11 protein-coding genes are annotated in these 13119 nt (G+C 65.4%); 5 read left to right on the top strand and 6 right to left on the bottom strand.

What is annotated here, in order from left to right:
* Position 1 precedes the first annotated feature (1 nt).
* The 3 genes from CH291_RS20690 to CH291_RS20680 form a co-directional block, all read right to left on the bottom strand.
* The gene (locus tag CH291_RS20690) at positions 2-409 is read right to left on the bottom strand and encodes an META domain-containing protein (RefSeq protein WP_068052689.1); all 408 of its coding nucleotides are present in this window, start codon (positions 407-409) and stop codon (positions 2-4) included.
* Positions 402-2705 carry an accessory Sec system translocase SecA2 gene (gene secA2, locus CH291_RS20685; protein ID WP_094688492.1) on the bottom strand — a complete coding sequence of 768 codons (2304 nt, stop codon included), beginning with the start codon at positions 2703-2705 and terminating at the stop codon, positions 402-404. The genes CH291_RS20690 and secA2 overlap by 8 nt, the downstream gene beginning before the upstream one ends.
* Before the next feature lie 66 nt (positions 2706-2771).
* Positions 2772-3161 carry a hypothetical protein gene (locus tag CH291_RS20680; protein WP_094640108.1) on the bottom strand — a complete coding sequence of 130 codons (390 nt, stop codon included), beginning with the start codon at positions 3159-3161 and terminating at the stop codon, positions 2772-2774.
* Positions 3162-3223: 62 nt separating this feature from the next.
* Here CH291_RS20680 and CH291_RS20675 point away from each other — a divergent pair, with 62 nt between their 5' ends.
* On the top strand, positions 3224-3604 hold the full coding sequence (locus CH291_RS20675) for a helix-turn-helix transcriptional regulator (protein WP_256980921.1): 381 nt from the start codon (positions 3224-3226) through the stop codon (positions 3602-3604).
* A gap of 39 nt (positions 3605-3643) precedes the next feature.
* Here CH291_RS20675 and CH291_RS20670 read toward each other — a convergent pair whose 3' ends face one another.
* On the bottom strand, positions 3644-4423 hold the full coding sequence (locus CH291_RS20670; RefSeq protein ID WP_094688490.1) for an SIR2 family NAD-dependent protein deacylase: 780 nt from the start codon (positions 4421-4423) through the stop codon (positions 3644-3646).
* A gap of 47 nt (positions 4424-4470) precedes the next feature.
* Here CH291_RS20670 and CH291_RS20665 point away from each other — a divergent pair, with 47 nt between their 5' ends.
* The gene (locus CH291_RS20665) at positions 4471-5073 is read left to right on the top strand and encodes a CHAP domain-containing protein (RefSeq protein ID WP_094688489.1); all 603 of its coding nucleotides are present in this window, start codon (positions 4471-4473) and stop codon (positions 5071-5073) included.
* 3 nt (positions 5074-5076) lie between these two features.
* On the opposite strand, the gene CH291_RS20660 is transcribed toward CH291_RS20665, so the two are convergent.
* On the bottom strand, positions 5077-5946 hold the full coding sequence (locus CH291_RS20660) for a GGDEF domain-containing protein (protein WP_179276620.1): 870 nt from the start codon (positions 5944-5946) through the stop codon (positions 5077-5079).
* Between the two features lie 147 nt (positions 5947-6093).
* Between CH291_RS20660 and CH291_RS20655 the strand changes: the two genes are divergently transcribed.
* Positions 6094-6891: a MerR family transcriptional regulator gene (locus CH291_RS20655; protein ID WP_068051886.1), complete on the top strand. Its 798-nt coding sequence runs from the start codon at positions 6094-6096 to the stop codon at positions 6889-6891.
* Positions 6892-7105: 214 nt separating this feature from the next.
* On the opposite strand, the gene CH291_RS20650 is transcribed toward CH291_RS20655, so the two are convergent.
* A complete protein-coding gene (locus CH291_RS20650) occupies positions 7106-8320 on the bottom strand; it encodes an MFS transporter (protein WP_068051889.1) in 1215 nt (404 codons plus the stop codon).
* 294 nt (positions 8321-8614) lie between these two features.
* Here CH291_RS20650 and CH291_RS20645 point away from each other — a divergent pair, with 294 nt between their 5' ends.
* Positions 8615-10747, top strand: a complete 2133-nt coding sequence (locus CH291_RS20645; protein ID WP_094688487.1) for an acyltransferase family protein — start codon at positions 8615-8617, stop codon at positions 10745-10747.
* A 78-nt stretch (positions 10748-10825) separates the two neighbouring features.
* Positions 10826-13117 carry a glycogen debranching protein GlgX gene (gene glgX, locus CH291_RS20640; RefSeq protein ID WP_094688486.1) on the top strand — a complete coding sequence of 764 codons (2292 nt, stop codon included), beginning with the start codon at positions 10826-10828 and terminating at the stop codon, positions 13115-13117.
* The last annotated feature ends 2 nt before the right edge of the window (positions 13118-13119 follow it).

Here is a 13119-nt window from a genome sequence, read left to right as displayed (position 1 = left end):
ATCAGAATTCGGCGAAGACGATCCGCCCGTTCCCGTTGTCCAAAGTCATGGTTCCGTCGTCCCGAGACCACCGCGGGGTGGAGGTCAGGAACTCCGACAGCCACCGGTCCTGCTCCATCAACGCCTCCGGGCAGGCCATCCGCGTCGACCCGAGAGAGTCGATGGTGATCCTGCCCTGCGAGGTGTCCACGGTGCCGAACAACCTGTTGCACCCGGCCTCGGCCGAGATTCGGTCGTCGACGAACTCAAGCCTGACCGTCGTTCCGGCGACCGGCGTGTAGGAGTCGGGTGCCTCGACCGACGAGTACGTCTTGCCGGCCGGGAATTCACCGTACGAGTCGGTGCACCCGGAGGCCACCGCACTCGCACCCAACGCGAGAGCGACCAGCGCGCGCCGCGCGTCAGCCACCGAAGATCGGCCCCAGACCGGCCGCACCGGCATTTCCGCGGGACGCGAACGGGTTGTCGTGCACCATGTACGTCCAGGTCGACGTCGGGCGTCGCAAGCCCGCTTCGTCCAGATCGATTCCGTCCGAGGTGATCTCGGCCGACTCGAACGTAGCGTGCGAGAGATCCATCGCCTTGGAGGACACCGTCTTGAACGCCTCGACAGCGATCCGGTGGTACTCGTCCAACGGATTCTCCCGACCCAGTGCGCGCAGGTGAATACTCTCGCGCACGTCGGCGAGGTGCGCGAGATAGTCCGACCACGACCGATCGAGGTGGTACAGAACGATCTGACGGGCGACCTCGACCAGAGTCTCCTCGGACACGTTCTCGCGCAACTCCTTCGAGCGCGCAGGCGCGTGCTGCTCGAGTAGCGTCAACGCCTCGTCGGTGTCGAGCAACGTGGCCCGGCGGCGGTCCAGGATCTCACGGTGCTGAGCCGTCAGCTGGTTGTAACGCCAGGTACGCGAATGTATCTCGAGCATCTGACCCTCGGCGATGCGCTGTGCATGATCGACGCGGTCGGCCGCAGCCGAGGAAGTGAACATTCCGCTCTCGTCGGTGTCCTTCGGTGCATCCTTGTCGCCGATGTTGTTCTTGACGACGTCGTCCTCCCAACTGCCGAAGAACAGCGAGCGCCCTGGATCTCCCTGCCTGCCTGCACGTCCGCGGAGCTGATTGTCGAGACGCTCGGTGGTGTGGCGACCGGTACCGAGAACGAACAGTCCGCCGAGCTCGGCAATACGTTCGCGATCGGTGCCCTCGGGACCACCGAGCTTGATGTCGGTTCCGCGCCCGGCGATCTGCGTCGATACCGTCACTGCGCCGTGCACACCCGCCGCGGCGATGACCGCCGCTTCCTCGGCGTCGTTCTTGGCGTTGAGTACCACCACGTCGACGCCCGAGGCGGTGAGCGTCTCGGCCAGCGCCTCGGACTCGGCGACATCGTGGGTACCGATGAGAATCGGCTGACCGGTCTCGTGAATCTCTTTCACCTGCAATGCAATTGCAGCGTTCTTGTGCTCGATCGTGTCGTACACACGGTCGTCCTCGTCGACGCGCACCGTCGGCACATTGGGGGCGATGACCGAGACACCGAGGCTGTAGAACGTGCGAAGCTGCTCCCCCGCCGCCATGGCCGTACCGGTCATACCGCACACCGTTGCGTACCGGTTGATCAACGCCTGCACGGTGATCGTGTCGAGAATCTCACCGGTCTCGGTGGGGGCGAGCCCTTCCTTGATCTCGACCGCGGCCTGCAACCCGTCCGGCCAGCGCTGCAGTTCGGCCACTCGGCCACGTGAGGCGTTGATCAGCTGCACGCGTCCGTCACGAACGATGTAATCGACGTCGCGCTGGACCAGCACCTGGGCGTGCAGGGCCACGTTGACCGCAACCAACGTCGTCCCTACGTGCTGCTCGGAGTACAGGTCGATTCCGCCCAGTTCCTTCTCCATCCGCAACGCGCCCTCGTCGGTGAGGAACACGTTGCGTCCTTCGGCATCGGTGTCGAAATGAACGCCCTTGTCCAACAACCGGACTGCATCCATGACCGTCGAAGTCGAGACGTCACCGGAGACCGAACCGGCCAACACCAGCGGAACGAGCGCCTCGTCGACCAGCACGGAATCGGCCTCGTCGATCAGGGCAACGTCCGGAACGGGCGCGACCAGATCGTCGCGGTCGTTCACCAGATGATCACGCAGAACATCGAAACCGATCTCGTTGACCGAGGCATAGGTGATGTCGCAGGCATACGCGGTGCGCCGCTCCTGGGCAGTCGAGGACTCGCCGATGGAACCGACCGTGATACCGAGGGACTCGAACAGCGGCTGCATCCACTGCGCGTCACGTTGCGCGAGAAAGTCGTTGACCGAGATGACGTGCACCGCGCGTCCGGACAACACGTATCCGACGGCAGCGATCGCGCCGGCCAACGTCTTGCCCTCGCCGGTTGCCATTTCCACCACGTCACCGGCGAGCAACCGCACGGCACCGTGCAGCTGCACGTCGAAGGGCCGTAGCTTCAGCGCACGCTCACTCGCCTCGCGCGTCAACGCCAGATACCGCGGAACGTCGAGACGCTCGGCGGCGTCGACACGCAGCGCGGCCGCCTCGGTCGCCAATTCACTCTCGCTCAGGGCAGCTGCCCACTCCGCGTGCTCCTGGGCCCGGTCGACGCTTCGACGCGAGGTGCTCTGCGCCTTCTGTGCGGATCGGCCGAGTACACGCCAGAATCGGTCGGAGCCCAAAGCCATCTGTTATCCCTACCTGAGAAAGAAAAACCGTTCTCACCCACAGTACCGATGCGGCTCCGCCCAGCTCTAGGCATCGAGCGGCGTCGTCACCGCGATCCGGCGCGTGCCGTCGTCCAACGTCACCACCTGATAGGCATTGCGCTCGGTTCCCACCGGCGAACCGTCGGAGTCGAGGTTCTCGAGAAGAAGATGCCCGACCCAGATACCCGGCACCTCGGCCTCGGTGACGATGTCGCGGGCCCGCACACCCTCGATTCCGCGCGACCGATAGTAGGTCTGCCCCTGCCGAAAGAACTCTCGGGTCTGCTGCGGCTCGGCGATCGCCGCACATCCCCGCGCTGTGACCGCCAGAGCCGGATAGTTGTAGATCTCGGCCAGACCGTCGAGATCACCCGAGGTCAGGTACCCCGTATAACGAGCGAAGAAGCTGTCGACCGATTCGTTGTCAGGTGTCATATCGACAACGGTAGGACCCATTCCCGTCAGGGCTGTGTCGGGAATCGGGAAAAATTCGGACGGTGCCGAAGCAGAATGCGCCCCGGTCGCTCGACAGCGCACTCACCCTGCGCCGCGTCGCGCGTCAGCAGCGGATCGTCGAGTGGCTGGGGTCGGCGGCTGCGCCGTTGACCTCGCCCGAACTCGCGCAGCGGCTCGGGGTCTCCGTGCGCACCGTCGAACGCGACCTCGCCCGGTTGCGTGAGTCCGGGGTCCCCCTCGATGCGGTGCCGGGTGTGCACGGCGGATCTCGGCTGGCAAGTGTCGACTCGCCTCGGCCAGTGCGGTTGACCGCCCCCGAGATAGCAGCACTCATCGCCAGCCTCGCCGCTCTGGGGCCCACCGAAACCGACAGTGCCGCATCGGCAATGAACGCTCTGATCGAGGCATTGACCACCGAGTGACCTGGGAGTGGGCATCACCGTTTTCCACGCCACCAGAGGTCAGAGTTGCGCAACCAATGCCGGCAATCCCGTCGCGGCCGTGGTGCGCCACCGGTGATCGGCCATGTCCGAGACCTCGGTCTCGACCGGGTTGATCTCGACCACCGTCGCTCCGGCGCTGCGGGCGATCGCGGGCAGCCCGGCGAACGGGTACACCACTCCGGACGTACCGACGACGAGAACGAGGTCGGCCTCACGAACCGCGTGCTCGGCCGCCTCCCACGCGGCCTCGGGCAAAGATTCGCCGAACCATACCGCTCCGGGCCTGATCAGCCCGCCGCACAGCGGGCATTCCGGCGGCGGAACTCGCTGATCGGCCTCGGCCGGGGCGACGGCCGCACCGTCGTCGAACGATGCTCGTGTTCCACAGTCGCTGCAGTACGGCTCGAACAGACTGCCGTGCACGTGCGCGAGAACCGTGGCCCCGGCCCTCTCGTGCAGGTCGTCGACATTCTGGGTGGCGATGTCCACGTGCGCCCGTTGCTGCCATTGCGCAAGTGCCACGTGACCGGCGTTGGGCTCGGAGCGTCGGACCAATTCGGCTCGCCATCGATACCAGCCCCACACCAGATCGCTGTCGGCCGACCACCCCTCCGGGCTCGCGAGATCTCTGGGGTCGAAGTCCTTCCACAATCCGCTCTGGGCATCCCGAAATGTGGCGATCCCCGACTCGGCGGACATGCCTGCGCCGGTGAGTACGGTGATCCGCGAGGCCCCTCGCGCGGAGTCCACGACGGGCTTCGGAACGGCTACGGGCGACTGGTTCTCGGAAGTGCTCACCCGGTTATTGTGCCGAGCGGTGTGCCAGGTCGCGCTACCGTGGTCGCATGAGCATCGACACCACCGCGCGCACTCGACGACGCCGGCCACTGTGGTTGGCCGCCGGCGCAGCTGCCGTCGTGGTGGTGGTGGTGGCTGTCGGGGTTCTGTGGCTGGCACCGAGCCGGTACCTCCCGTGGGACACCGAAGCGTTCCCCGAGGTGAGCACCGGCGAGCTGACCGCCGATCAGGCTCGGGTGGTCGAACTCCTGCGTACCGAGCACGAACTGCAGCGTCCGGGCACGTTCTACGCCGAGGGCGTCGAGGAAGCGTGGTGCGCCGATTTCGTCAGCTGGATCATGAAGGAGGCCGGCCTGCCGTTGTCGAACCCCCATTCGGGTTCGTGGCGCATTCCCGGCGTCTACACCCTGCAGGAGTACTACCAGGAGCAGGGACGATTCGAGGCCGTCGGCGACTACACGCCATCGGTGGGCGATGTGGTGCTCTACGACAACACGAGCTTCAGCGGACAACACACCAACGTGATCGTCGCAGTCGACGGCGACGAGGCCGTCACCGTCGGCGGCAACGAAGCCGGCAAGATCAGGGTGCACACGCTGCACTACGGATCGGATTCCGGGGTAGTCGGATTCGGTCGACTCCAGAGCTGACGGTCACTCCGTCGGGATTGCGTCTGCGTCACCGTACGAACGAGCGCCGCCGTCTCGTTTGGCCCGGTAGAGCAACATGTCCGCGCGGTCGAAGCAGTCGTCGACGGACTCCCCGGCACGCAGTGTCGTGTAGCCGGCAGAAAAGTTCTGTCCGTCGGGCACGACCGCCGACAACTCGGCCAGCACGGCCGACATGGTCGTCGCACCCGCGCCCGGTATCACCAGAGCGAACTCCTCACCGCCCCACCTGGCGATGGATGCGCGGCCACCGAGCAGGTCCTCGACAGCAGCAGAGAACTGGATCAACAGCCGATCTCCGCGTCCGTGCCCGTACTTGTCGTTGTACGACTTGAACCGGTCGAAGTCGAGCATCGCCAGAGCCAATACGACATCGGCACCGCGCGGTGTCGTCAACTGATGCAGCCGATCTCGCCATCCACGCCGGTTGAGCAATCCGGTGAGGGCATCGGTCTGCGCGGCCTGCCGAAGGTCGTCCTCGACGCGCCGACGATCGGTGGTGTCGTGCACTACAGCCATCGTCCACCGAATGCCCCCGGGGCCCGGGACCTCACTGGCCGAGACCCATCCCCACCGGACCGTGCCGTCCGGATGCAGGTAGCGCTTCTCGACGTGCACCGATTCCCCACGCGCCTTGGCGTCGGCCATGATCTGTTCCATGGCGGCATGCTGGGCCAGATCGTCGGGATGAGTGAACTCGCGAGAGGACCGGCCGGCCAACAGGTGACGGGGACAACCGACGATGGCCGCGTACGCCTCGTTTGCGAGAACCAACAATCCGTTCTCGTCGGCCAGGGCCAATCCGACCGTGCTGGCCTCGAACATCTCCCGATACCAACGTTCGGTGTCGACCATCTTCAGCCGGTCTCTTCCTCGAACAGTGCAAGCCACGTCGAATCGCACGGACCACCGAGAATACTCGGTGCGTCGCACCCGGGCGGCACGTGAGCAGGGCTCTGCCGATCTTGACCTTGACATAGCGTCACGGTTCACACTGAACACATGAGAATCGGATCCCTGGCCGACGCCGCCGGAACGACACCTCGAACAGTGCGGCACTATCACCGTCTCGGCCTGCTCGGTGAGCCACGCCGTCTGTCCAACGGGTATCGCGAGTACACGATCGACGACGTGGTTCGACTCATGAGAATCCGCTGGCTCGCCGATGCCGGAATGCCCCTCGGCGCGATAGCAGCCGCCCTCGACCGGTCCGAGGCGGACGAGAGCAACGTGGTCGCCGATCTACGGGCTCTGCTGGCCGGTATCGAATCGGAGCAGAAAGCGTTGGCGCACAAGCACACTCGACTGTCGGTCCTGCTCGACGACGCCGTCGAGCATCGTCCACTGACCGCTCTGCCGCGCGATGCGGCGGACACACTTGCCGCATTGATCGATGCCGCTGCGGAGACCGAGCGAGAAGCGCTGCTCCGTGAGCGTGACCTGCTCGAGGTGATGGCGATCGCGGGCACCGTCCCCGCATCGTTCTTCGAGACGACGACAGCGGCGCTGGCCGATCCCGGAACCCGGCAGACATACCTGGCGCTCCTGCGTAGATTCAGCGCGCTCGAAGGCCGAGACGTCGACGATGCCGCAGACGACATCGATTCGCTCGCAGCAGAATTGGCCTCGATGCTCGATATCGGCGCTCTTCTCTCGGCTGCGCCCGACGACACTGCCGACGAGACCGGCCCGCTGAGCATCGACGACATCGTGCCCGATCCCGCTCAGCGCGCAGTGATCATCGAAGCCACCGCACGTCTGCAGACCACCGAACCGAGCAGACCGGGTGATAGTCGATGACGGTCGTCGCGACGGTGGACCGAGCGAGCATCGTCTCCACCCGAGTTCACCGCCGCTTCGGCGTCGTGTCGCCGACGCTCGACGGCGGCCGACTCGTCCTACCGAATCAGGACGGCACCACCGTCGACATCGATTTGTCCTGCGCAACAGTGGTGTCCGTGCCCGCACCCCTGCGGCGGTGGTGGGTCGAGGGTAGTGCCCACTCCTTCGGCCTTCACGTGGACGATCCCGCGGCACTGGTCGCAGCGCTCGGTCGGTCCGCCCCCTCGATCGGATCCGCGTCGGCGCGTCGGAGCAGTCCGGTTGCGAACAACAGCACCATCAAGGCCGCCGCGGTGATACCGGATCCGGCCCAGATGGGCGAGGTGTAGCCGAGACCGGCCGAGATCGTCACACCACCGAGCCACGCGCCCAACGCATTTCCCAGGTTGAACGCGGCGATGTTCGCGCCGGACGCCATCGTCGGAGCGTCGGATGCGAACGACATCACCCGCATCTGCAGCCCCGGGACCGTCGCGAAGCCGAACGCACCCATCAACACGAGGGATGCGATCGTCGCCGGGCGACTCTCCGCGGTGAGCGCGAAGAAGACGAGTACGACGGTCAGTGCACCCAGCAGAATCGTCAGCGATCCGGTGAGGTTGCGGTCTGCTGCCTTGCCGCCGAGGTAATTGCCGACGAACAATCCACCGCCGAACAGCACGAGCAGCCACGGCACCGAACTCGACGCGAAGCCACTTACGTCGGTGAGCGTGAACGCGATGTAGGTGAACGCACCGAACATGCCGCCGTACCCGAGCACCGTGACCGCGATGGACAGCCACACCTGCACCGACCGGAACGCGCGCAGCTCTCGACGCAGATTGCTTACCTCACCGCTCCCGTTGTCACGAGGAACGAGGGCGGCGATACCGATCAGCGCAACGACGCCGATCACCGTGATCGCCCAGAACGTCGAGCGCCAACCGTGGTTCTGACCCAGGAACGTCCCGAACGGAACTCCGAGGACGTTGGCGGCGGTCAGACCGGCGAACATCATGGCGATCGCACCCGCCTTCTTCGCCGGCTCGACGAGGCTGGCCGCCACGACGGCACCGATGCCGAAGAACGCTCCGTGACACAGCGCTGCAACGACGCGGCCGAGCAGCATCATTTCGTAGCTGCTCGACAGTGCGGAGACGAGATTGCCGACGATGAACAGACACATCAGTGCGAGCAGGACACTCTTGCGAGGAAACCGTGTCACGGCGGCGGTGACGAGCAGGGCCCCGACGACCACGGACAGCGCGTAGCCCGTGATGAGCCAACCGGCCGTGGCCTCGCTGACCGCGAAATCGGCCGCGACTTCGGGCAGTAGCCCCATGATGACGAATTCGGTCAAACCGATTCCGAATCCCCCGATGGCGAGGGCGAGCAGGCCGAGTGGCATGTCCGATACTCCTGATTGGAAGATGCGTACGCAATTATCGCGCTATCGCGTGTAGTTGCACGCGCTGAACAAATGCTTGCATACGCGCTATACATGCGCAAGCCAGACACCGCTGGATCAGACCGAAACCGTCCCCGAACTGGGCATATCGCGGCAAAGCAGACTCCGAGGGTTACTTCACCTCACGTACACGTATTGTTTGCCCCAGAATCCCGTCTTCACCAGAACCGGGTACCACCGTCCGCGACCCCCGACCGAGTGGTCGATACACAGCCGGGAAGTCACTTCTCCTCCATGCACGTACCCCACAGCAGCTCCGATACTTCGGCTTCGGTTGTTCCGGCTCAGGGGGACACCGCTCTTTCGCCCAGCGGACCGCAGCGGCCACCGCAGCGGCACGACCTCGACGGGCTGCGCGGCGTGGCCATCGCGCTCGTTGTCGTATTCCACATCTGGATGGGTCGGGTGTCGGGAGGCGTCGATGTATTTCTCACCCTGTCCGGCTTCTTCTTCACCGCATCTCTGCTGAGATCGGCCGAGGCCGGGGCGAGCCTGAATCCGTTCACCCGGATCACTCGGGTGCTGCGCAGGCTCGGGCCTCCCCTGCTGATCACGCTGGCCGCGGTTGCCGTCGCATCGGTATTCCTGCTGCCGCGCACTCGCTGGGCCGATCTGGGCGATCAACTCGTATCCGGCGTCTTCTACTACGTGAACTGGCAGCTGGCGACGACGGCGAACGACTACCTTGCGGCCGACCCCTCGGTGAGCCCTCTTCAGCACCTGTGGTCGGTGGCCGTCCAGTTCCAGTTCTATCTACTGGCCATCGCTGTCGTGTTCGGTCTCGCGTGGATACGACGCACCGTGCGTCCCGACGGACCACGAAGCTTTCGACCGCTGACGTTCGCGGTGATATTCGCCGTCATCGCGGTGGTCTCCTTCGTGTACGCAGCGGACGGTGTGCAACGCCACCAGGCGTGGAACTACTACGACACCGGTGCCCGGCTGTGGGAAATCATGCTCGGAGCCGCAGTCGCCGCCGTGTTCGCCGCACGCAGCGGCGAGCCGTCCAGGGAGCCGTCCTCCGATGACACCCGAACGCGGTCGCAGCTACGCGGGGCCCTTGCCGGTATCGGAATAGCGGTCATCGTCGCGTGCGGCTTTCTCGTGGACGGTGTATCGGCGTTTCCCGGTCCCCTGGCCCTGATTCCGGTGCTGGCCACCCTCGCGTTGATCGTCGCGGGCTCCGAGACCGCAGTGGCGGCCACGCTCTCCAACCGGTTCTTCGCCTGGCTCGGATCCATCGCGTTTCCGCTGTACCTGTGGCACTGGCCGCTGCTGATCTTCTACCTGTCGGCCACCGGCCGACCTCACGCCGACGTTCTCGGCGGTCTCGGCATCGTCGGAGCCTCGGTTGCATTGGCATGGCTCACCGTCCGCCTCGTCGAGCGACCCACGCAGTCGCCGACATTCACGCCGGCACGCATCGCGGTGACTGCGACTGCGGCGATCGCTGCCGTCACGGTGACGGCAGGGTCGATCGGATGGAACTTCCACATCGATCGGTCGATCAACGCCGTGCAAGCGGACGGATCGGTCGACGAGCAGACTCACCCCGGAGCGCTCGAACTGACCGACGGGATTCGCGTGGAGCCGGCCGACGTCAGTCCCCCGCTGTACTCCGCCCCCGAGGATCTGCCGGCCACCACCCTCGAGGGCTGCATCGCGGACTTCGAGACGCGCGACGCGGTCTCGTGTACCTACGGCGACGTCGACTCGGACCGGACGATCGTGCTTGCAGGCAGCTCGCACGCCGAACACTGGGTGACCGCCCTCGACACGCTCGGTCTCCGGCACGGCTTCGCGGTCGTCACGTTCTTGAAGATGGGCTGCCCGCTGAGCACGGACACGATGCCGATGCTCGGCCCCAACGAATACCCCGACTGCCTGGACTGGACACAGACCGTGCTGGCCGAGGTGGCCGAGATGCAACCCGACTACCTGTTCACCACCGCCACCCGGCCCAGGGAGGACGCGCCCGGCGACTTCACACCGCCCTGGTACGCCTCGGTGTGGCAGCAACTGACCGCGAACGGCGTCGGAATTCTGGGCATCCGAGACACCCCGTGGCTCGCGTATCGGGCCATCGACTGCCTCGCCGACGGCGGCACGGCCGCCTCCTGCGGTATCCCGAGGGACGAGGCGCTGGACCCCGTCAACCCGGCCCTGGCCTCCTCGTTCCAGCTGCCCGGGTTCTCTGCTCTCGACCTGTCCGATGCGGTGTGCGACGACACCGTGTGCCGCGCCGAGCAGGGGAACGTTCTGATCTACCGTGACGAACACCATCTGACCGCCACCTACGTGCGAACGCTCACCACCGAGCTGGGCCGACAGATCGGATCGGCCACCGGCTGGTGGGCCGGACCGTGATCGGAGTCGGTCCAAGGCCAGGGGCATGCGGCTCGCGCTCGGTAAGCCCGGGCCCAGCCGCCACAGTAGGGTTGATCCATGCTGCACGAAGCCTCCGACGACACGCCTGCCATCGCAGTATGGCCGGGATCCGCTTATCCGCTCGGCGCGACCTACGACGGAGCAGGAACCAATTTCGCATTGTTCTCCGAGGCCGCTGAGGCCGTGGATCTGTGCCTGATCGCCGCTGACGGAACCGAGACCCGCATCCGTTTCGAGGAGTCCGACGGCTACGTCTGGCACGCGTATCTGCCCACGGTGGAACCGGGTCAGCGCTACGGCTACCGCGTGCACGGCCCGTGGGATCCAGCGGCCGGGCACCGCTGCGATCCGAGCAAGCTGCTCGTCGATCCGTACGGCAAGGCGTTCGAGGGATCGTTCGACGGCGACCGATCGCTGTTCTCGTACAACATGGATGCGCCGGCTCCCGAACCCGAGGCCGCGGTACCGACCGACGACGAATCCGCGGATTCACTCGACTCCGAGGCACCGTTCGAGGACACCACCGATCTCACCGATCCCGACGACGAGATCATCGAGGACGCTCCCCTCGCGCACGACGACGCGCCGAACAACGACTTCCCCCAGCACGATTCGCTCGGACACACGATGACCACCGTCGTCATCAACCCCTTCTTCGACTGGCAGGCCGATCGCGCCCCCAAGCGCCCGTACCACGAGACGGTGATCTACGAGGCCCACGTCAAGGGCATGACGATCAACCATCCCGACATCCCCGAAGCCGAGCGCGGCACCTACGCGGGCCTGGCGCATCCGGTGATCATCGACCACCTCAACCACCTCGGTGTCACGGCCATCGAGCTGATGCCGGTGCACCAGTTCATGCAGGATCAGGTTCTGCTGGACAAAGGGCTGCGAAACTACTGGGGCTACAACACGTTCGGCTTCCTGGCCCCGCACGCGGAGTACTCCTCACACAAGTCCCCCGGTGCCGCCGTCACCGAGTTCAAGGCCATGGTTCGTTCGTTCCACGCCGCAGGCATCGAAGTGATCCTCGACGTGGTCTACAACCACACCGCCGAGGGCAACCACATGGGCCCGACCATCAGCTTCCGCGGGATCGACAACGCCGCGTACTACCGGCTCGTCGACGGCGACCTCGAGCACTACATGGACTACACCGGAACCGGCAACAGCCTCAATGCGCGACACCCGCACACGCTGCAGCTCATCATGGACTCACTGCGCTACTGGGTCACCGAGATGCACGTGGACGGATTCCGATTCGACCTCGCGTCCACCCTGGCGCGCGAACTGCACGACGTCGATCGCCTGAGCGCGTTCTTCGATCTGGTGCAACAGGATCCGGTCGTCAGCCAGGTGAAGCTGATCGCCGAGCCCTGGGACGTGGGCGAAGGCGGCTACCAGGTCGGCAACTTCCCCGGCCTGTGGACGGAGTGGAACGGCAAGTACCGCGACACCGTCCGCGACTACTGGCGGGGTGAGCCTGCCACGCTGGGCGAGTTCGCGTCGAGGCTGACCGGATCCTCGGATCTGTACGAGGCCACCGGTCGTCGCCCCGGTGCCAGCATCAACTTCGTCATCGCGCACGACGGGTTCACGCTCAACGATCTGGTGTCGTACAACGACAAGCACAACGACGCCAACGGTGAGGGCAACAACGACGGCGAGAGCCACAACCGCTCGTGGAACTGCGGCGTGGAAGGCCCGACGGACGATCCGGAGATCCTGGACCTGCGTGCCCGCCAGATCCGCAACATCATGGCGACGTTGCTGCTCAGCCAGGGCACGCCCATGATCGCCCACGGCGACGAGATGGCGCGTACTCAGCAGGGCAACAACAATGTCTACTGCCAGGACTCCGAACTCGCCTGGATGGACTGGTCGTTGGCCGAGAAGAACGCCGAACTGATCGAGTTCACCCGCAACGCCATCTCGCTGCGCGCAGAGCATCCGGTGTTCCGGCGTCGACGATTCTTCGAGGGCCGCCCCATTCGCACCGGCGAGCAGGCCCGAGACATCGCCTGGCTCACTCCGGCGGGCGAAGAGATGACCCCGGAGGACTGGGACAGCGGTTTCGGCAAGTCGCTGACGGTCTTCCTCAACGGTGACGGAATCCCGGAACCGAACCAGCGCGGCGAGCGCGTCGTCGACGACTCGTTCCTGTTGTGCTTCAACGCACATCACGAGACCATCGAGTTCGTGACCCCGGACGGGAACTACGCCAAGGAATGGACTGTGGCGCTGAACACCGCGTCGCGAACCGGGACAAGTGAGAAATCGATCGAAGCGGGTACACCCGTGGAAGTCACCGCTCGTTCCCTGCTCGTTCTACGAAAGACTGCCTGACA

The sequence above is a fragment of the Rhodococcus sp. 14-1411-2a genome, from assembly GCF_002259485.1.
Taxonomy (GTDB): Bacteria; Actinomycetota; Actinomycetes; order Mycobacteriales; family Mycobacteriaceae; genus Rhodococcoides.
The sequence above is the reverse complement of the archived record's forward strand: the minus strand, read 5'-3'. Positions and strand labels throughout refer to the sequence as shown.